This window comes from Actinacidiphila bryophytorum, assembly GCF_016916835.1.
Taxonomy (GTDB): Bacteria; Actinomycetota; Actinomycetes; order Streptomycetales; family Streptomycetaceae; genus Actinacidiphila; species Actinacidiphila bryophytorum.
In genome coordinates, this window is sequence record NZ_JAFFIX010000001.1 from 519,876 (window position 1) to 539,573 (window position 19,698).

17 protein-coding genes and 3 tRNA genes are annotated in these 19,698 nt (G+C 73.5%); 11 read left to right on the plus strand and 9 right to left on the minus strand.

Going from position 1 to position 19,698, the window contains the following annotated elements; all coding sequences use genetic code 11:
• Positions 1–13: 13 nt before the first annotated feature.
• From JT723_RS02155 to JT723_RS02175, 5 genes are all read right to left on the minus strand, one after another.
• A complete protein-coding gene (locus JT723_RS02155) occupies positions 14–937 on the minus strand; it encodes a DUF3048 domain-containing protein (protein ID WP_240164892.1) in 924 nt (307 codons plus the stop codon).
• A 94-nt stretch (positions 938–1,031) separates the two neighbouring features.
• A complete protein-coding gene (locus JT723_RS02160) occupies positions 1,032–2,948 on the minus strand; it encodes an ABC transporter ATP-binding protein (RefSeq protein ID WP_205042815.1) in 1,917 nt (638 codons plus the stop codon).
• Between the two features lie 122 nt (positions 2,949–3,070).
• Positions 3,071–4,807 carry an ABC transporter ATP-binding protein gene (locus JT723_RS02165; RefSeq protein ID WP_205042579.1) on the minus strand — a complete coding sequence of 579 codons (1,737 nt, stop codon included), beginning with the start codon at positions 4,805–4,807 and terminating at the stop codon, positions 3,071–3,073.
• Between the two features lie 102 nt (positions 4,808–4,909).
• Positions 4,910–6,424: an FGGY family carbohydrate kinase gene (locus JT723_RS02170; RefSeq protein WP_205042580.1), complete on the minus strand. Its 1,515-nt coding sequence runs from the start codon at positions 6,422–6,424 to the stop codon at positions 4,910–4,912.
• Positions 6,425–6,481: 57 nt separating this feature from the next.
• Positions 6,482–6,778 carry a YtxH domain-containing protein gene (locus JT723_RS02175; RefSeq protein ID WP_205042581.1) on the minus strand — a complete coding sequence of 99 codons (297 nt, stop codon included), beginning with the start codon at positions 6,776–6,778 and terminating at the stop codon, positions 6,482–6,484.
• A 188-nt stretch (positions 6,779–6,966) separates the two neighbouring features.
• On the opposite strand from JT723_RS02175, the gene JT723_RS02180 reads away from it, so the two are divergent.
• From JT723_RS02180 to JT723_RS02190, 3 genes are all read left to right on the plus strand, one after another.
• Positions 6,967–7,039 (plus strand) — tRNA-Asn (locus tag JT723_RS02180).
• Positions 7,040–7,043: 4 nt separating this feature from the next.
• Positions 7,044–7,116: transfer RNA gene (locus tag JT723_RS02185), tRNA-Asn, on the plus strand.
• A 156-nt stretch (positions 7,117–7,272) separates the two neighbouring features.
• Positions 7,273–7,349: transfer RNA gene (locus JT723_RS02190), tRNA-Ile, on the plus strand.
• Positions 7,350–7,432: 83 nt separating this feature from the next.
• On the opposite strand, the gene JT723_RS02195 is transcribed toward JT723_RS02190, so the two are convergent.
• On the minus strand, positions 7,433–8,998 hold the full coding sequence (locus tag JT723_RS02195) for an outer membrane protein assembly factor BamB family protein (RefSeq protein WP_205042582.1): 1,566 nt from the start codon (positions 8,996–8,998) through the stop codon (positions 7,433–7,435).
• 198 nt (positions 8,999–9,196) lie between these two features.
• Complete coding sequence (locus JT723_RS02200) at positions 9,197–9,634, minus strand: DUF6069 family protein (protein WP_205042583.1); 438 nt, start codon at positions 9,632–9,634, stop codon at positions 9,197–9,199.
• Between the two features lie 198 nt (positions 9,635–9,832).
• Here JT723_RS02200 and JT723_RS02205 point away from each other — a divergent pair, with 198 nt between their 5' ends.
• Positions 9,833–10,117: a hypothetical protein gene (locus JT723_RS02205; RefSeq protein WP_205042584.1), complete on the plus strand. Its 285-nt coding sequence runs from the start codon at positions 9,833–9,835 to the stop codon at positions 10,115–10,117.
• A complete protein-coding gene (locus tag JT723_RS02210) occupies positions 10,105–10,452 on the plus strand; it encodes a hypothetical protein (RefSeq protein ID WP_205042585.1) in 348 nt (115 codons plus the stop codon). Before JT723_RS02205 ends, JT723_RS02210 begins: the two co-directional genes overlap by 13 nt.
• 28 nt (positions 10,453–10,480) lie before the next feature.
• Here the strand turns inward: JT723_RS02210 and JT723_RS02215 are convergent, their stop codons facing one another.
• Positions 10,481–11,446 carry a hypothetical protein gene (locus tag JT723_RS02215; protein WP_205042586.1) on the minus strand — a complete coding sequence of 322 codons (966 nt, stop codon included), beginning with the start codon at positions 11,444–11,446 and terminating at the stop codon, positions 10,481–10,483.
• A 299-nt stretch (positions 11,447–11,745) separates the two neighbouring features.
• Between JT723_RS02215 and JT723_RS02220 the strand changes: the two genes are divergently transcribed.
• The 4 genes from JT723_RS02220 (at position 11,746) to JT723_RS02235 (ending at position 15,022) form a co-directional block, all read left to right on the plus strand.
• Positions 11,746–11,913 carry a hypothetical protein gene (locus JT723_RS02220; RefSeq protein ID WP_205042587.1) on the plus strand — a complete coding sequence of 56 codons (168 nt, stop codon included), beginning with the start codon at positions 11,746–11,748 and terminating at the stop codon, positions 11,911–11,913.
• 135 nt (positions 11,914–12,048) lie between these two features.
• Positions 12,049–12,216, plus strand: a complete 168-nt coding sequence (locus JT723_RS02225; protein WP_205042588.1) for an alpha/beta hydrolase family protein — start codon at positions 12,049–12,051, stop codon at positions 12,214–12,216.
• A 272-nt stretch (positions 12,217–12,488) separates the two neighbouring features.
• Positions 12,489–13,763 carry an ROK family transcriptional regulator gene (locus tag JT723_RS02230; RefSeq protein ID WP_205042589.1) on the plus strand — a complete coding sequence of 425 codons (1,275 nt, stop codon included), beginning with the start codon at positions 12,489–12,491 and terminating at the stop codon, positions 13,761–13,763.
• Positions 13,760–15,022 carry a Gfo/Idh/MocA family protein gene (locus JT723_RS02235; protein WP_205042590.1) on the plus strand — a complete coding sequence of 421 codons (1,263 nt, stop codon included), beginning with the start codon at positions 13,760–13,762 and terminating at the stop codon, positions 15,020–15,022. Before JT723_RS02230 ends, JT723_RS02235 begins: the two co-directional genes overlap by 4 nt.
• A 42-nt stretch (positions 15,023–15,064) precedes the next feature.
• Here the strand turns inward: JT723_RS02235 and JT723_RS02240 are convergent, their stop codons facing one another.
• A complete protein-coding gene (locus tag JT723_RS02240; protein ID WP_205042591.1) occupies positions 15,065–15,352 on the minus strand; it encodes a trypco2 family protein in 288 nt (95 codons plus the stop codon).
• Between the two features lie 94 nt (positions 15,353–15,446).
• Here JT723_RS02240 and JT723_RS35685 point away from each other — a divergent pair, with 94 nt between their 5' ends.
• A complete protein-coding gene (locus tag JT723_RS35685; protein ID WP_205042592.1) occupies positions 15,447–17,255 on the plus strand; it encodes a S1 family peptidase in 1,809 nt (602 codons plus the stop codon).
• 26 nt (positions 17,256–17,281) lie between these two features.
• The gene (locus tag JT723_RS02250; RefSeq protein ID WP_251512815.1) at positions 17,282–19,696 is read left to right on the plus strand and encodes a serine/threonine-protein kinase; all 2,415 of its coding nucleotides are present in this window, start codon (positions 17,282–17,284) and stop codon (positions 19,694–19,696) included.
• Positions 19,697–19,698 lie beyond the last annotated feature (2 nt).

Here is a 19,698-nt window from a genome sequence, read left to right on the forward strand (position 1 = left end):
CTGCGCACGCCGCTCAGGGCTCCAGCACGATCCAGGTGCGCCCCGGGTGCAGCGGCAGCGTATGACCGCCGACGGTGTACGCCGTCCCGTCGGACGCGGCCGGCCGGTCCCATGCGGCCGCGTACGAGCGGCCGTTGCGCAGGACCTGCGCGGAGCCGTGGCCGACGGTCTGGGAGAAGGGCACGAAGCCGGTACGGCTGTGGTAGTCGGACTCCTTGACCGCCACGTGCTGCACGATGACGTTGTCCGCCGTCCACGGCGACTGCTTGCCGTCCATGGACACCCGGTAGCGCGAGCCGTTCCAGGTGAAGGAGAAGCGCGCCGCGGGCATCTTCGCCGACGCGGTCGTGGCCGGGGTGCCGCCCGCGGGGACGGCGGCGTCGAAGCGCAGGCCGATGTCCTTGGCGGCGCCGCCCTTGGCCGCGGCGGCGGCCGGCCGCAGGTACTCGTTGTGCGGGGCCGGCCGGTCGTGGCTGCGGTAGAAGTCCTTCGTGCCGGTCACCGCGGTGAGGTCCGTACTGCTCCTGAGCACCGGCAGCAGCTCGCTCTGCGCGCCGGAGAAGGCCAGCGCCGGCCTGTCGTACTCGGCGAGCAGCTGCAGGTCCGTCTCGCGGGCGCTGCGCACCGGCCCGACCACCGGCGGCAGGTGCTCGCCGTCGAAGACCGCCATCAGCCGCGACAGCCCGCCCTCGACCTCGATGGCGTAGACGATCGCCGCGTCGTCCAGGCCGGTCTGCGGGCGTGCGGCGGGCACGTTGTCGATCTTCACGGCCAGAATCCGCCCGTCGCCCCCCGCCTGCCCGGTCAGGTACGAGACCGCGGCGCCCCTGGTCGGCTGCGGCGCCGCGTCCTTGCCCGTGCACCCGGCCGCCACCAGCGCGAGCGCCATCGCGCCCGCTGCCGCGGCCCAGGCCCCCCGGGCTCGCACTCTGCGCATCGCCGCTCCCGCCGTCCGGCCGACCGACCTCCCCCCATGGTGCGCCCGCCCGGGGCGTACGTCATGCGGGAGGACGCGGCCGGCCGCACCGCGGTCAGTCGACCTCCGCCACCGCCTGCGCGAACTGGGCCGCGTACAGCCGGGCGTAGGCGCCCTCCGCGGCGAGCAGTTCGTCGTGCGTGCCCTGTTCGACGATGGAGCCGGACTCCATCACCAGGATCACGTCGGCGTCGCGGATCGTGGACAGCCGGTGGGCGATCACGAAACTCGTCCTGCCGTGGCTGAGCTTGGCCATCGCCCGCTGGATGAGGACCTCGGTGCGGGTGTCGACCGAGCTGGTCGCCTCGTCCAGGACCAGGATCACCGGGTCGGACAGGAAGGCGCGGGCGATCGTGATGAGCTGCTTCTCGCCCGCGCTGACGCCCGTGCCCTCGTCGTCGATGACCGTGTCGTAACCGTCGGGGAGGGTGCGGATGAAGCGGTCGGCGTGCGCCGCCCTGGCCGCCGCCTCGATGTCCGCGCGGGTGGCGTCCTCGGTGCCGTAGCCGATGTTCTCCGCGATCGTGCCGCCGAAGAGCCAGGTGTCCTGGAGCACCATGCCGATCGAGGAGCGCAGCTCCTCGCGCGACATCGCCGACACGTCCGTGCCGTCCAGGGTGATCCGGCCGCCGGAGACCTCGTAGAAGCGCATCAGCAGGTTGACCAGGGTGGTCTTGCCCGCACCCGTCGGGCCGACGATCGCGACCGTGTGCCCGGGCTGCACCGCCAGCGACAGGCTCTCGATGAGCGGCTTGTCCGGCTCGTAGCGGAAGGACACGTCCTCCAGTGCGACCCGCCCGGTCAGCTCGGCGGGGCGTGCCGGGACCTCCGGGTCCTGCGACTGCTCCTCGGCGTCGAGGAGTTCGAAGACCCGCTCGGCGGAGGCCACACCGGACTGGATCAGGTTCGCCATGCTGGCGACCTGCGTCAGCGGCTGGCTGAACTGCCGCGAGTACTGCACGAAGGCCTGCACGTCACCGATGGACAGCGCACCCGAGGCGACCCGCAGCCCGCCGACGACGGCGACCAGCACGTAGTTCAGGTTGCCGATGAACATCATCATCGGCTGGATCGTGCCGGAGATGAACTGCGCCTTGAAACCTGTGTCGTAGAGCGCCTCGTTCTCCTGCCGGAAGGTCTCCGCGGACTCCTCGGCGCGGCCGAAGACCTTCACCAGGGAGTGCCCGGTGTACATCTCCTCGATGTGCGCGTTGAGCGTGCCGGTCGTCTTCCACTGCTGCACGAACTGCGGCTGCGCCCGCTTGCCGACCCGGGTCGCCACCAGCAGCGTCACCGGCACCGTCACCAGCGCCACCAGGGCCAGCAGCCAGGAGATCCAGAACATCATCGCCAGCACACCGACGATCGTCAGCAGCGAGTTGACCAGCTGGCCCATCGTCTGCTGCATCGTCTGGCCGATGTTGTCGATGTCGTTGGTGGCGCGGCTGAGCACCTCGCCGCGCGGCTGCTGGTCGAAGTACGACAGCGGCAGCCGGGACAGCTTCGCCTCGATGTCGCGACGCAGCCGGTACACCGTCCGGTTGATCACGGTGGTCGCGACCCGCATCTGCACGACGCTGAAGAGCGACGCCGCAAGGTAGACGGCCAGCGCGATCAGCAGCACCCCGCCGATCGCACCGAAGTCCATGCCCTTGCCCGGGGTGAAGTCGATGCCCGAGAGCATGTCGGCGACCCCGCCCTTGCCGTGCTCGCGCAGCGAGTCCAGCGCCTGGTCCTTGGTGGTGCCCGACAGCTGGCGGCCGATGACGCCCGCGAAGATCAGGTCGGTCGCGTGGCCGAGGATGCGCGGCCCGGTGACGGTGAGCGCGACGCTGACGGTGCCGAAGGCGAAGACCACGTAGAGCAGCGCCCGGTCCGGGCGCATCAGGCCGAGCAGGCGCTTGAGGGAGCCCTTGAAGTCCATCGAGCGCTCGATCGGGCCGCCGCTCATGAAGCGGCCGGGGCCTGCCATCGGGGCCGGGCCGCGGCGGGCGGCGGCCATCGGCTTGCCGCCGGGGCCGGCGCCTGCTCCTGCGCCCGCCCCTGCCGGGCCGCCCTTGCCCAAGGGGTCGGCACCCTTGTCGTCCTGGCCGCTCATGCCGCCGCCTCCTGCTCGGTCAGCTGGGACAACACGATCTCCCGGTAGGTCTCGTTCTCCGCCATCAGCTCGGCGTGCGTGCCGGTCCCGACGACGCGGCCCTCGTCCAGCACGACGATCCGGTCGGCGTCGCGGATCGTGGACACCCGCTGGGCCACGATCACCACCGTCGCCAGCGCGGTCTCCGCCGCCAGCGCCCGCCGCAGCGCGGCGTCGGTGGCGTAGTCCAGCGCGGAGAAGGAGTCGTCGAAGAGGTAGATCTCCGGGCGCCGCACCAGCGCCCGCGCGATCGCCAGCCGCTGCCGCTGCCCGCCGGAGACGTTGCTGCCGCCCTGCGCGATCGGCGCGTCGAGGCCGCCGTCCAGCTTCGCGACGAAGTCCTTGGCCTGCGCCACCTCCAGCGCGTGCCACAGCTCCTCGTCGGTCGCGTCGGGCTTGCCGTAGCGGAGGTTCGAGGCGACCGTCCCGGAGAAGAGGTACGGCTTCTGCGGCACGAGACCCACGGTCCTGGCCAGCAGCGCCGGGTCCAGCTCCGCCACGTCCTCGCCGTCCACCAGCACCCGGCCGCCGGTCGCGTCGTACAGCCGCGGGATCAGGCCCAGCAGCGTGGACTTGCCGCTGCCGGTCGAGCCGATCACCGCGGTGGTCTCGCCGGGCCTGGCGATCAGGTCCACGCCCCGCAGCACCGCGGCCTCGGCGCCGGGGTAGGCGAAGTCGACGTTGAAGAGCTCCAGTTCGCCGTGCCGGCGCAGCACCGTGATCGGGGCCTTCGGCGGTACGACGCTGGAGTCGGTGCCGAGCACCTCCTCGATGCGCTCGGCGCACACCTCGGCGCGCGGCACCATCATGAACATGAAGGTGGCCATCATGACCGACATCAGGATCTGCATCAGATAGCTGAGGAAGGCCGTCAGGGCGCCGATCTGCATGCCGCCGCTGTCGATGCGGTGCGCGCCGAACCACAGCACCGCCACGCTGGAGACGTTCACGATCGCCATCACGGTCGGGAACATCAGCGCCAGCAGCCGGCCGCTGGCCAGCGACACCTCGGTGACCTCGTCGTTGGCCCTGCCGAAGCGCTGCTTCTCGTAGTCGTCCTTGACGAAGGCCCTGATCACCCGGATGCCGGTGATCTGCTCGCGCAGCACCCGGTTCACGGTGTCGACGCGCTTCTGCATGGTGCGGAAGATCGGCCGCAGCTTGCGGATGATCAGGCTGACCGCGACCGCGAGCACCGGCACCACGCCCAGCAGCAGTGACGACAGCGGCACGTCCTGGCCGAGCGCCATGACGATGCCGCCGACGCACATGATCGGCGCCGAGACCATCATCGTGAAGGTCATCAGCACCAGCATCTGCACCTGCTGGACGTCGTTGGTGGTGCGGGTGATCAGCGACGGGGCGCCGAACTGCCCGACCTCGCGGGCCGAGAAGCTCTGCACCCGGTCGAAGACGGACTTCCTGATGTCCCGGCCGACCGCCATCGCGGTCCTGGCGCCGTAGTAGACCGCGCCGACCGCGCACACCACCTGCACCACGGTGACGCCGATCATGGTGGCGCCCATGCCCAGGATGTAACCGGAGTCACCCTTGACCACGCCGTTGTCGATGATGTCCGCGTTCAGTGTGGGCAGGAACAGTGCGGCGATCGTCTGGACGAGCTGCAGCGCGACGAGCACGCCGATGGGGCGTTTGTAGGGTCCCAGGTGGGAACGCAGGAGTCGGATCAGCACGCTAGATACCTCGGGATCGGTCGGCTCGGCTGCGCGGCCTGGTCCGGCTCGGCCCCGACCGGCGCGCCACACTATCCTCAGGCATCCCCGGGCCGCACATGATTAAAGCGAGGCAAAAGCTCCCGGGTGGGTGTGTTCGCGCACAGCGATGTACTGCTGGCGCACGGCCGAGCCGACCGCCGCGCCACCGCCCCCGCTGCTCCTGCCCTCGGGGCTGCCGTGCCCCCCGTGGCCGGCGCCCTCCGCGGGCTCGCCGTCCGCCGGGTCGAGCAGCACCGCACCCGGCATCGGCCAGTGCGGCGGCTCGCTCTGCGACTGCGAGCCCAGCACCGCGCCCAGCGACCAGGCCGCCTGCCGGGCCGCGCCGATCGCCGCGTACTCCGCCGCGGGCGGCACCACCACCAGGGTGCCGAACAGCGCAGGCGCCAGCGCCTGCACCGCGGGCAGCTCGGCCGCCGCGCCCAGCAGGAAGACCCGGCGCACCTCCACGCCCTTGTTGCGCAGCACGTCCAGCGCGTCCGCGAGCCCGCACAGCATGCCCTCGAAGGCCGCCCGCGCCAGGTGCTCGCGCTTCATCGACTCGCGCCGCAGCCCAGCCAGGGTGCCCGCGGTGTGCGGCAGGTCGGGGGTCCGCTCGCCCTCCAGGTACGGCAGCAGCACCAGGCCGTACGCCCCCGGCGTCGACTGCAGCGCCAGCTCCGAGAGCCCCGCCAGGTCCGTGCCCAGCAACTCGGCGGTGCCGCGCAGGGTGCGTACCGCGTTGCGCACCTGGACCACCGGGAGGTGGCGCCCCGTCGCGTCGGCAAACGCGGTGACCGTGCCCGTCGGGTCCTTCAGCGCCTCGTGGTGCACCGCGAAGACCGTGCCGGCCGCGCCCAGCGACACCACCGCGTCGCCCGGCCCGAGCCCCAGGCCCAGGGCCGCGGCCATGTTGTCGCCGGTGCCGGCCGAGATCAGCAGGCCCTCGGGCGTCTGGCCCGCGGGCTCGGCGGGCGCCAGCACCTCCGGCAGCCCCACCTGGTGGCCCAGCGCCAGCTCGACCAGGTCCCTGCGGTACTCGCCGGACGCCGCCGACCAGTAGCCGGTGCCCGACGCGTCGCCGCGGTCGGTGGTGCGGCGGGCGGGCTGGCCCAGCAGCTGCCACACCAGCCAGTCGTGCGGCAGCATCACCTCGGCGATGCGCTTGGCCGCGGCCGGCTCGTGCTGGGCCAGCCAGCGCAGCTTCGCCACCGGGTACGCCGCCTGCGGTTGGGCGCCCACCGCGTCCGCCCAGCCCGCGGTCCCGCCCAGCTCCTGCGCCAGGTCCGCGGCCTGCACCTGCGCCCGCTTGTCGCCGCGCAGCAGCGCGGGGCGTACGGTCACGCCGCCCGCGTCCAGCGCGAGCAGGCCGTGCTGCTGCCCGGAGATCCCGATCGCCTGCACACCTTCGAGCACCCCGCCCTTGGCGGCCTCGCCCAGCGACAGCAGCCACGCCTGGGGGTCGATCTCGGTCGGCTTCTCGCCGTCCGGCACCTCGTGGGGTGCATACCCCTGCCGCAGGACCTCACCGGTGTCGGTGTCGCACACGACGACGGTGGTACCTGCGGTGGAGCTGTCTATACCGGCCACTTTGCCCATAGGGCCGATGATGCCGTACCCGGCGCCCGCCGTCAGGTATTGCTCAGGTGTTCGAGGTCAGGTGTTCGACGTGCCCCAGTCGTCGTCCGGGCCGCTGCCGTTGCGCAGCGAGCGCACCTTGTGGGCCAGCGCGTCCGGCAGCCGCGGCCCGACCTTCGCCGAGACGGTGTCGGCGGCCTTCACCGCGGCGGTCCTGCTCTGCTGCGCCGCGCTCTCGGCGGCATTGCGCACCGCCGGGTTCTTCGCGAAGCGCTGTGCGGCCGCCGCCAGCTGGTCGTACCGCTCCCGGCCCGCCCGCGCCCCGATCACGAAGCCGAACGCGGCTCCCATGATGAACGTCAGCTTGTAGCGCATGGCTCCACCCTTCCTCACCGGTCTCGTCGCACCGCGCGTGTGCTCCGCGCCTACCCTGCGCATCCGGACGACAACCCCGGCGCTATCGGTTGGCGGAGCACCCCCCCACTTGCGCTAATGTATGTGTCGCACCGAGAGCGCGCCTTCCGGGAACACCCCGGCGGGTGCATTCGGTGCACGCAGTGCGATCCCCTGTAGCTCAATTGGCAGAGCAGCCGGCTGTTAACCGGCAGGTTACTGGTTCGAGTCCAGTCGGGGGAGCTGGTCCCCTGTAGCTCAATTGGCAGAGCAGCCGGCTGTTAACCGGCAGGTTACTGGTTCGAGTCCAGTCGGGGGAGCGCCGGATCAGGACCCCTTCGGGGTCCTTTTTCATGCCCGGGGGAACCATCCCCCCGCCCCCGCGAGTCCACCTGATGACGCGTCTGTGACCCACGAGGGCGACAGATCGTATGAGCAGCTATGCTGCGGCAGACGGCGCGCACGCCACGCCGTACGGGGCGGTAGCTCAGCCGGTTAGAGCAGCGGACTCATAATCCGCCGGTCCTGGGTTCGAGTCCCAGCCGCCCCACCACGCCCCGCCGGGCACGCCCGCTGACCTGCGTGCGGTGCGTGGGGGCGGCGAGCGGGCGGCAGGGCGACCGGAGCTGACGACGCTCAGCCGAGTGCGACCAGGTACGCCTGGTGGCCCGTTGTCGCGTAGACCGACCTCGCCACTATGTAGAGGGAGCCGTTGTGCCATAGCGGGTAGCTGCGCATCACCAGCTGCCCGAGGCGGCTGTAGCTGTCGACCGGGAGAGTGGCGTACCGCCGGATGGCGCCGGTGGCGGGGTCGACGGCGACGAGCCAGCCGCGGGCGAGCGGGTCGGGGGGTTCGTAGGCGAGCAGCTTTCCGTCCTGGAAGCCGATCGCGGTGATGCTGTGCAGGGCGTCGGACTTGGCGACCCAGCGCTGCCTGCCGTCGGCCAGGCCGAAGGCGACGATGCCGCCGATCGACCGGTCCTGGCCGGCGGTGTCCCTGCCCAGCGACAGGTACACGGCGTCGCCGCTGACCAGCACGTTGTGCACAGCCTGCAGCTCGTTGCCGTCGCTGTCGATGTGGTATTTGCCGCTGCCCAGCGATATGCGCCACCGCTGGTGCCCGGCGTCGTCGAGGGCGATCACGTCCCGGTAGGGCACGCCCTGGGTGCCGATCATGACGATGACGGGGTCGGTGGAGACGACCGCGCTCATCACGGTGCCCCCGGGCGCCGACCATTTCCAGGTTGCGGCGCCGTGACGGGCGGGGTCGAGGAGCTCCACCTCGTACGCTCGGGCGTTGCAGTTGACCACCGACACGAGTCGGGCGCCGCCGGCGTACCCGTCGGTGTTGCACGAGGCGTCGTATCCGGAGTGCCACAGAGGCCGGTGGTCGCTGAGCCGGTAGCCCGCAGACCCGGTGAGCCAGTCCACTGCCAGGGTGTCGCCGCTGATCGCCATCTCGCTGAAGGCGAAGTCGAGCTGCCCTCCGGTGCCGCCGGGCAGGGCCACGGTCCAGCGCACCTTCCCGGCGGCGAGGTCTATGGCCATCACCTTCTCGCAGCTCGTGCCGTACTGGACTGCCGTCAGGCCGGCGTACGAGTCCCTCGCCGCGCTGCAGTCGCGGCGGCCTGGGGCCGGGATCGACCAGGCGCGAGCCCCGGTGTCGATGTCGTACGCCACGACCTTGCCGATCTCGTTCTTGACGGCGTACCGGCCGACGAACCACAGCCCCAGCGTGTCGTACTGCCCGTCCTCGGCCGCCACCGGGTCGGCGGTCTTGTTCCACAGATACGCGAGATCCGGACGGTACGGGCGCCCCGCCGTCAGCAGCCCCGCGCCCGTCCCCCCGGCGGCCGCGGGACCGGACCGGTGACCGGGCGCTCCCTTCGCCAGGGCGTACACGCCGACGCCTACCAGGAGCAGGGCCACGGCCGCCGCCACCGCGAGCACGGCCCGTCCGCCTGTCCGCCGTCCTGCGGCGGCCTGCCGGCCCCGGCGCTTGCCCGGCCGTCCCACGGGCGACGACGGCTCGGCAGTCGCCGGCGTGAACGAGCCCTGCGCGTACGGACCGGCCGGCGGCGGCACCGGCTGGGCGTAGGGATTCTGCTCGCGAGGCACCGGCCGGGCGTGGAAGGGCGGCACGGTTCCGTCCGCTTCCCGGGGGTCCTGGTACGGCCCCGGCGGCGGGAAGGACTGCGGCATTGGCAAAGTTTCCTTGTCGTGCGTCGGTTTCATGGACAGGCGAGTGCCGGTGTCCGTCCTTGCCGACGCACGGGTCCCCCGGGCGCCGCACTGCGCGGGCCTCACGTGTCTCCCCGGATCATGGCGGTCCCGTACGCCGGTGGGAGTGAGCAGTGACTACTCCTTCGGGGAGGCGGCAGGGTACGCCCCGCCCCCGGGTCAGCCGGCCGTTGTGCGGCGCAGCAGGGGGATCAGGGTTGCCGCGACGGTGAGGTGGATCAGGGTCAGTGCGGCCTTCGTGCCGGCCGTGGCGTCCTCGGCGAAGACCGGGACCAGGGAGAGCGCGGCGACCGTGGCCGCCAGGGTCGTCCACCAGGTCGGGGCGCGGCGGGTGAGGCGTTCCAGGAGGGCGAGGGAGGCCCAGCCCAGCAGGGCGAAGAGCAGCGAGAAGGCGAGGACGACGGGCAGGTTGACGGTCGCGGTGCCCTGTGAGTCGGTCAGGACGAATCGGACGCCCAGCGCGTAGGCCGGCAGCCAGACCGCCGCCGGCAGCAGGGTGGCCGCCCCGACCGCGACGGCCCGCGCCCGCCGCCTCGTCCGTACGGTCGCCTCGTCCGTCGCACCGGCCCGCGTGGCCGGAGGTGTCTGCGTCGTCATGGTCGGATCTCCTCGTCAGGGATTTGGGCGCCACCAGCCGGGGGGGTGGGCCGTGCGGCGCTCTCACCCCGTAGGTCGAACGGGGCGGCGCCGGATCGACACGGCCGCTCACCGCGGTGGAACCGTTCCGATCGCGGTGGCGTGACAGTCCGCGGGGGCCGGAACCGGCGTCCCGCGAGCGAAGGGACGGGCTGCGGTATGACGGCAGGGGGACGGCGCGCGCGGATCGCGGTGGGGGTGGCGGCGCTGGGGGCGGTACTCGCGCTCGCCGGCTGCGGAGCCAACGACGCCAAGGGGTACGGCGACGCGCCGGTCAAGGGCAAGCAGGGCGAGGACAGCCCGGCGACGGTCTACAACATGCCCGACGGCTTCGGGAACCTGGCGACCAAGTGCGTCGGCAGCGGCAACCGGGCGTACGTCACGACCAACAGCGGCGGCCCGTCGAACATCCAGATCGTCAAGGACCCGCAGTGCCCCGGCTGAGGAGGCGCGGCGGGCGTGGCGCCGGCGTCGTCCTGGTGGTCCTGCTGTGCCTGATCCTGGCGGCGGGAGCCGGCTACGGCGGCTGGTACTGGTGGCAGCGGGTCAGGGAGGACGACGCCTCCGGGCGGGGCGACGCACCGGTGGCGGAGAGGCAGGGCGAGGACAGCGCCGTCACCGTCTACAACATGCCGGACGGGTTCGGGAACGTGGCCACCAAATGCGTCGGGGCCGGGCAGCGCGGCTACAGCACGACGCACTTCGACACGTCGGACGGCGACGACAGCAAGGCCACCAACGCCAGCATCGTGGTGGTCCCGGACCCCGCCTGCCGCTGACCCGCCGCCCCCGAATGCCCGGCGGGGCTCAGCCGCCGAGGAGGGGCGCCAGGTCGCCCGTCAGCAGCGCCTGCATCAGCACGTCGCCGCGGCCGCCGGCGGGGCGGCCCGTCAGCCGTACGAGGTGTTCCGGGCCGCCCTCGACCGTGACCTCCGTGCCCGTCAGCAGCTGCGACCAGGGCTCGTCGGCGGCACGCGAGCGGCCCGAGGCGAGCCGGGTACGCAGCTGCGCGGCGAGCGCGTCCGCGGCGGACGCGGACGGGTTCGTACGGCACAGCTCGTTCGTCAGGCTGGTGGCCGAGGTGCCGCGGGTCCCCACGCCGAGCACCGTGCCGCCTGCCGCCGCTTTGACGTCGCCGGTGCCGTTGTCCGTCAGTTCGGCGGCGAGCGGGTGGTCGAGGCACTCGGCGACAGCGCTGAAGGCGGCGTCGTCGCCGAGGGTGTGGCCGCCGACCGCGTCAACGCCGTCGAGCGCGGCCAGGGAGGACGCGTGGACGAGGGAGGAGCCGCCGCTCCGCACGAGGTTGAACCGGCCGACCGACGCGCCGGTGAAGGTGTCGGCGAGCGGGCCTGTCATCGAGATCTCGTGGTCGTGCTGGAGGCGCCAGGTCTTCCCCGAAGGACCGTCCTTCTCCGGCGTGCCGCCGAGCGCCTCGACCTTCGGCGCCACCGCGGACGGTTCGACACCGCCGTCGAGCCGGCCGCCGGTGTCGGGCGGGTTGCCGGCCTCGACGGCGACGTCCGCCTTGCGGCCGTCGAAGCCGAAGCTCTGCTGCGTGAGCGGGGCGGAGGGCGCGATCTCGCCCCACCCGTGCTGACCCAACTGCGAGGCCGCAGGCCCCGTGCCCGTCAGGCCGGCCTTGCGCTGGGCGCCGAGGTCGCCGAAGTCCACCCAGGCGCGGTGCCCGGCCGTATCGGTGATCCTGCCCAACTCGGCCCGCAGGGTGTCGTCCCCACCACCAGAACCGCCCCCGCCGCACCCGGCGACAGCCACGACGGCAAGCACCAAACCCCCCGCGGCCAACCGCACCTGCATCCCCATCACGTGCCCCCGTCCCTCCGCATCCCCCTAGCGCGCCGGCCACCCTACCGCCCTTCCCGGCGGGAGAAGCCACCCGCTCCGGGCGACGGGAGGTGCGGAGGTTGCGGGGGTTGCGGGGATTGCGGAGGTAATCCTCCGGGGATGGGAAGTTTATCCTCCGCTGCGAGTCTTTCCCGGTCCGCACTGATCGCCGACTTCGGGGGGGAAATCGCTCATGAAGAAGTACATCGCACTGGCCGCCGTGGCTGTACATGGAAGCCGGTGTCCAGCTGTACGGCAGTGACACCTACAAGAACGACTTCGGTCTGTACACCACGTACGCCGGTCCCGTGTACGTCCACGCGCCGGGCCAGTGCATCAACTGGTGGGGGCACATCGACACGGAGTTCAAGGAGAAGGACAAGGACCACTGCGGCTGAGCCGCTGACCGCGGCACCCGGGGCCTCGGCTTGCGGCTCCGGGTGCCGCGGTGAGGAGAGAGGTGCGGTCGGCGGGGTGGGAGCCGGGGCGGCCCGGGTACACGGCGGCGGAACTGGCGGGGGACGCCGTCGGAGGTGGTCCACGGCACCGCTGACCCGCTCTTCCCCTTCCCCCACGGGCAGGCCCTGGCCGAGGCGATTCCCGGCGCTGCCCTGCTGCCGCTGGAGGGTGCGGGCCACGGGCTCGTCCGGGCGGACCGGCCCGCGCTCGTCCGCGCGATCCTCGCGCACACCGCCGCCTAGGCCGTGTTGTGGAAGTCCCGCCTGCCCCGCGACGCCTGGCACGCACGCTCGCTGCGTTGTCGGAGTCGTCCGAGCAGGCCCACTACGAGGACGACCCTCCGCCTTGCGATCGCACGCACCGGACGCCGCGGGGCCCGCCCTGTGGGCGGACGGCCCTACTTCCAAAACACGGCCTAGCCGAAGGCCAGAACGCCGACGACCTTGTGCAGAAGGCTTGTCGGCCCATTACGTTCAGACTTATCGTAAGTCTGCGCGTAATGAGGAGGTGTCCGATGGTCTCCACGGCGGACCTGGGCCGGTGGAACGCCGAGCTGGTGCTCGGGCGGCTCTACGACCGGCGGGCGCGCAGCAACGCGGAACTGGCCCGGCGCACGGGCCTGTCGCGCTCGACCGTCGAGCGCGCCCTCGATCTGCTGGCGGAACGCGGCCTCGTGGCCAAGTCCGCGCCCGTGGCCCTGCCCAGCGGGCGGCCCGCCGCGCTCTACCGGCTGCGGCCGGAAGCCGGCTGCCTGGTCGCCGTGGACGTGGGCGCGCACACCGTCAGGGTGCGGGTCGACGACCTCGCGGGGCCGGGCGGTGCCGAGCACGAGCCGGAGCCGGTCCGCGTGGACCCCGCGGACCCGGCGGACAAGCGGCTGGCCGCGGTGGACGCCCTGGTGGACCGGGCGCTGGCGGACGCGGGTGCCGGGGCCGAGCGGGTGCGGGCGGTCACCGTCGGCACCCCGGGCATCGTGGACGCAGGCGGGACCGTCGTCGCCTGCCGGGTGATCAGGTCGGGGGACTGGGTGGGCAGCCGGCTGCGCAGCCGCGTCGCCGAACGCTTCCCCGGCGCCGCCGTCACCGTCGACAACGACGCCAACCTCGCCGTGCTCGGCGAGCAGCGCTTCGGTGTCGCGGGCGGCGCCCGCGAGATCGTCGCGGTCTTCGCCGGGCGCCGCGTCGGCTTCGGCATCGTGCACGGCGGCCGGCTGCACCGCGGGGCGCACCACCAGGCGGGCGAGGCCGCCAACATCCGCGACTCGTGGTGGGGCCGGGCCAACGACTGGCTGCGCGGCCACCAGGACGTGGCGCCGCAGCTGTTCGCCGCGGCGGCGGACGGGCAGCCCGCGGCGCTGGAGCAGACCGCGGAGCTGGGGCGGCTGCTCGGCATGGCCTTCGCCGAGGTCGTGCACACCGTCGACCCGGAGCTGATCGTGCTGGGCGGCGCGGTCTCGCTGGCCGGGGCCGCCGTACTCGACCCGGTGGCCGAGCACTTCAAACGCGCCTGCCGCGACACCACGGCCCCGCCGCTCGTGCTGTCCACGCTGGGCAGGCGCCCAGTGCTGCTGGGCGCCGCCGAAAGCGCCCGCCGCACCGCCTTCACCCACCTGCTCGACGGGCACCCGGCCGGGGCGCACCCGTACGAGCCGGCGGGCGCGTACCCGTACGGCGACGGCGGCAGGCGACCGCACCCCCTCGACCCAGACGGCGCCAAAGAACCGGACGGCGACAAAGAAAGAGAAGCCCCGTACCTGTCCGACAACACCCCACCAGGGAGCCTGCGATGACCACAGGAACAACGAACGCGACGGTACGCGTCGCCGTACTGGGCGCCGGAATCCGCGGCATGGAGCACGGCGAGCGGATACGGTCCAGCGGCGGAGTCGTCACCGCGGTCGCGGAACCGGACGAGGGGCGCAGGCGGCGGCTCGCCGCCGAGCACTCGCTGCCGCAGGAGGCCTGCTTCGCGGACTGGCGGGACCTCGCGCGGCACCCCGACCTGTGCGACGCGGTGCTCATCACCACGCAGGACGCCGACCACGCCGACCCGTGCGTGACCTTCGCCGGGCTCGGCAAGCACATCCTCTGCGAGAAGCCGATGGCGCCGGACGAGGCGGACGCGGTGCGCATGGTGGAGGCGGTCGAGCGCTCAGGCGTGGTCTTCGCGGTGGTGCACCCGCTGCGGTACATGCCGTACACCGACGTCGTCAGGGGCTGGGTGCGGGACGGCAGGATCGGCCGCATCGTGAACGTCCAGCACCTGGAGCCGGTCGGCGCCTGGCACTTCGCGCACTCCTTCGTCCGGGGCAACTGGCGGCGCGAGGACGAGTCCAGCTCGATGCTGATGGCCAAGTGCTGCCACGACCTGGACTGGCTGTCCTACGTGGTCGGTTCGCAGCCCGCGCAGGTCGCCTCCTTCGGGCGGCTCACCCACTTCCGCCCGGAGAACCGGCCGGAGGGCGCCGCCGACCGCTGCCTGGACTGCGCGGTCGAGGCCGACTGCCCCTTCTCCGCGCCCCGCCTGTACCTGTCCTGCCTCGGCAGCCCCAGCCGTGAGCACTGGCCGCTCGGCGCGGTGACGGCCACGCCCACCGAGCCCGCCGTCCGCGAGGCGCTGGCCACCGGCCCGTACGGCCGCTGCGTCTACGCCTGCGACAACGACGTGGCCGACCACCAGGTCGTCGCCCTGGACTACGCCGACGGCGTCACCGCCACCCACACCGTCACGGCCTTCACCGAGATGAGCCACCGCCAGACGCGGATCTTCGGCACCCACGGCAGCATCGAGACCGACGGCCGGCACGTGACCCTGCACGACTTCCGCGCCCACCCGGCGACCACCGTCGAACGCGTCGACACCTCCGACACCACCGCCGCGGGCCACGCCGACGGCGACAGCGCCGCCGTCACGGCCTTCCTGTCCGCCGCCTCGACCGGCGACACGACCCCGATCCGCTCAGGCCCGCGCGAGTCCCTGCTCAGCCACCAGGCCGTATGGGCAGCGGAATCCGCCCGCCGCACGGGCACGACCGTCCGCCTCGCATAGCGGAGACCGGCGCAGCTCGCACAGCGGGGCGCTGCACAGCGGTCAGCGGCCCACGCCCAGGCGGCCGGATTCGGTGTAGGGCTCCAGGTCGACCTGGACGCGGTGGGTGGTGCCGCGGTCGACGGAGCCGCCGGCCTCCGCGGTGACCACGCCGATGCGCAGGCCGCCGCCCGCGGTGCCGGCGCGGTGGACCTGGACGGTGAATTCGAGGCTCACCTTGTCGACGGTGAAGCCGATCTGCTCGTCCTCCGCTGCGGCCCGCGCCTGCTCCAGTTCGCCGCGGATCTGCTGGATGACCTCGGCGAGGCCCACGAACGACGGCGCTTCCACGGCGGTTGCCCCCACAGGTCATCCGGCGAGACGGGAGCACAAGTGTAGTGCTTTTGAGGCGACATGACGGGACGTCAGGCGTATGGTGCACGGCATGGAGGCCGACGGGGGAATCGGTATCGGGTCCTCCCTGGCGACGCCGCCGTGGGCGGTGCGCATCCGGCGGGCCAACGGGACGATCGCGGGCAGCGGGATTCTGCTGAGCGCCGACCGGGTGCTGACCTGCGCCCATGTGGTGGGCCGGGAGGAGGAGGTCACCGCCGAGTTCGTGGGGGCGGCGGCCGGGGGTTCTGCGGGCTTCGCGGTGCCCGAGGTGGCCGCGAGGGTCACCGGTGACGCCTACCGGCCCGAGCAGCGGGACCGCAACGGCGACCCGGTCGGCGACGTCGCGCTGCTCGAACTCGACAGCCCGCGGCCCGCGTCGGAGGCGACCGCGCTGCACCGGGTGTCGGCGCCCGGCCGCCAGGTGCGGATGTTCGGCTTCCCCGCGCACTACAACGGCGGCCTGTGGCTGCCCGCCACGATCCTCGGCGGCTGCGGCCGGGACGGCCAGGTGCAGTTGCAGGCCGCCGACCCGGGCGTGGTGGCGCGGCCCGGCTTCAGCGGCGGCGGGGTGGTGGACCTGGCCACCGACCGGGTCATCGGCATGGTGCTGGCCAGGTCGCGCGAGAAGGGCGGCGGATTCTCCTTCATGAGCCCGGCAGAGACCGTCGTGCAGCACCTGCCCGAGGTCGTCGCCTGGACGGTCGGCAGGACCGCGGTCGACGAGGAGCTGCGCTCGGCGGGGTCCGGTGACGACGAGGCGCTGCTGGACCAGCCGTTCGCCGAGCGGCTGGCGCGCTGGCTGCGCGGCGGCCCGGACGCCCGGCAGGTCAAGATCAGCCTGGTGCCGGAGGACGACCGGGTGCGCGCGGCCACCCTGCGCCGTGCGATCACCCTGGCCGACCGGGAGTTGCGCAGCCGCTTCTCCACCGGGCGCCCCTCGCTCGACGCGCCCGGAACGGTGCCGGAGGCCGGCGGCCTGGACCTCGCGGTCATCGCAACCGGCCGCAGCACCGACGAGATCGCCGAGCGGATCGCCGGCCGCATGGGCCTGCTGCAGCACCTGGAGGTGCCCGCCGCCGAGCGCATCGCGGCGGCCACGGTGACGATCACGCTGGTCGTGGACGGGGTGGACGCCGCCGCCGACCCGCCGTCGCTGATCGGCCTGCTGGGGCTGCTGGTGGCGAGGGGCAGCCGGGTGCTGCTGGTCTTCCGCAGCGCGGGCGACCATTCCGCGCGCGCCCGGGAGGAGTTGCTGCTGCGGCCGGCCCTGGAGCGGCGGGCGCGGCTGGGCGAGCGGCTGCTGCGTATCGCCGGCGGTCCCGGCCGCGAGCTGGACCACCTGATGGCCCGGGTGAGCGGCGAGGGGGAGCCGGTGGAGAAGGCGGTCGACGCGCTCATCCACGTGATCACCGCCCGGGCCGAACTGACCGCGGGCCAGGGCGCCTTCGCGGCACCGCCGGAGGACGGCCAGGACCTGGCGCGCTACGAGCGCATGGCGGCCCGCGCCGAGCACCTGCTGCCGCAGGCGATCGCCTCCTTACGGGAACTGCTGGTCCGCCGCGACCAGTTGCGGGGCGAGCTGGGGCCGTACCGCCGGCTGTACGAGGAGAGCGCCTCGCGCGGCGAGAACCTGGCAGCCGACGAGCTGTACCTGACCGCCTACCGGCTGCTGCGTGAACGCCCCTGCCAGGTGCCCGCCGCCGAGGCCGCGGTCCGCGCCTTCCGCGACCTGGTCGACCGCCCGGAAGAAGGGCCGCCCGCGACGGAGGCCCCGGCCCCGGCAGACCCGGCCCCCGCGGACCCGCCGGACCCGGCTCCCGGCGCCGCGCCCCCGCCCGAAGGAGGTACGCCGACATGACCGCGCCCGGCTCACCGTGCCCTCACGTGCCCTGCAAGGGCACCATCCGCGCCTCCGGTTACTGCGGGACCTGCCACCGCCACCCCTCGACCGCACCCGGCACGGCCACCGCACCCGCGCGCGGGACCACCGGCGCCGGGACCGTACCGGCGCCGCGCCGGGAGGCACGGGTCCGCGACGCCGACGTACCCGGGGGCACCCCCGACGCACCCGCACCGCGGCAGGAGGCCGCCGGGAGTCTGGACCGCGACGGCCTGGTGCGGCTGCCCCGCGTGCCGCGCCCCGCAGACGAGGACGTCGTACGGTCCACCGCCCGCCGCCCCGAGGGCGGCCGCCGCTGCGGTGTGCCGGACTGCACCGGCACCATCGGGGTGTCCTACGACGGCGGCCCCGCCCCCGACGAGGGCTTCTGCCCGCTGTGCGGCACGCGGTACTCCTTCCGCCCGCAGCTCGGCCCCGGCGACGTGGTCGCCGGGCAGTACCGCGTGATCGGGTACCTGTCACCCGGCGGCACCGGCTGGGTCTACCTCGCAGAGGACCTGGACCTGCCGGGCCAGCGGGTGGTGCTCAAGACGCAGATCAACACGCAGGACGCGGCGGCCCGCCGCAAGGCCGTCGAGGAGCGCCGCTCCCTGACGTCGCTGCACCACCGCGACATCGTCGGGATCATCGCGTCCAAGCAGCACCGCCGCGACGGCGAGGCCGAGCCCACCGACTACATCGTCATGGAGTACGTGGCAGGCCGCCCGCTGGACCAGCTGCTGCTGGCCTCGGACGAGGAGCTGGCCCGGATGTTCGGCGAGCCGTTCGCGATCGACCACGTCGTCACGTACGGCTGCAAGATCCTCGGCGCCCTGGAGTACCTGCACGACCAGGGCCTGCTCTACTGCGACATGAAGCCGGAGAACGTCATCCACTACGACCGGCAGATCAAGGTCATCGACCTCGGTGCGGTCCGCAGGATCGACGACCGCAGCAGCGCCCTGGTCTTCACCCCGCGGTTCGCGCCGCCCAAGCGCGAGCGCGACGGTCGCGGCTTCCTGGTCGACACCGACCTGTTCACCGTCGGCCGTACGCTGGCGGCGCTCGCGACCCGCGCCCAGCGGCCCGCGGGGCTGGCAGCCCGCTCCTTCGACCGGCTGATCGGCCGCGCCACCCACGACGACCCCGCCGCCCGCTTCACCTCGGCCGCGCAGATGTCCCGCCAGCTGTGGGAGGTGCTGCGCGAGCACCGCGCCCTGGCCAGGGGCGAGCGCTACCCGGAGCGCTCCACGCGCTTCGAGCCGACCGCCGTCGTCTTCGGCGCCGCCCTCGGCACGGTCCCCGCGCTCACCCACTGGACGCAGCGGGCCGAGGGCGCCGCACCGCCCGACCTGGCCACGGGGGTGCCGGACCCGCGCGAGGCGGCCCGCGCGCTGCCCGGGCCGATCGCCGACCCCGGCGACTCGGCGGCGGTGCTGCTGGGCGGCCTGGCGGGTGACGCGCCCGAGCGGACCGCGGAACGCGTGGGCGACGACCCGGCCCTGCAGACCGTCGAGGTCGCGCTGTGGCTGTGCCGGTCCTACCTGCTGTCGAGCGAGCCCGGTGCGGCAGGGGCCGGGAGCCGGGCGGCGGCGGAACGCTGGCTGGACGAGGCGGTACGGCTGATGGGCCGCGACGTCGCGGGCTACGACTGGCGCCCGCCGTGGCACCGCGGGCTGCTGCACCTGATGAGCGGGCAGGTCAAGGAGGCGCAGGGCGAGTTCGCTGCCGTCTACGCGACGGTCCCCGGGGAGTGGGCGCCGAAACTGGCGCTGGGCTACTGCGCCGAGTATCTGCGCGGCGCCACCGAGCCGGGGCAGGCGGAGGAAGCACAGGCGCGAGCGGAGGCGGAAGCCGAGGCGGAGGCGTACTACCGGGCGGTGTGGGAGCGCGACCGGGCGCACACCAGCGCCGCCTTCGGGCTGGCCCGGCTGCGGCTGCTGCACGCCGACCGGGCCGGCGCGGTCCGGGTGCTGGACCAGGTGCCGACCACGTCCCGCACCTACGACCTCGCCCGGGTCGCCGCCCTGCGCGTCCTGACCGGGCGGGTGGGCGGCACCGCACCCTCGCCGGACGACCTGGCCGCGGCCGAGGTGCGGCTCGCGGAACTCCCGCGCGACGACGCGCGGGACCGCCTGGTCGCCGAGGCCCGGGAGAACGTGCTGGCCGGCCACCCGGCACCGCCCGGACCCGCCTCCCTGCGGGCCAGGCTGGCACTCGCGCTGACGCTGGCGCCACCCCGCACGCCCGGCTTCCCCGCCCTGCCGCAGGGGCAGCTCTTCGAGGGCTCGGACAGCCGCCGCGCACTGGCCCAGCTCCTCTACGGGTCGCTGCGCACCCTGGTCGGCCAGGCACCGCAGGCCGACCGCCCGGAACTGCTCGACCGCGCCTACGCCGTACGCCCCAGGAGCCGGTTCTGACC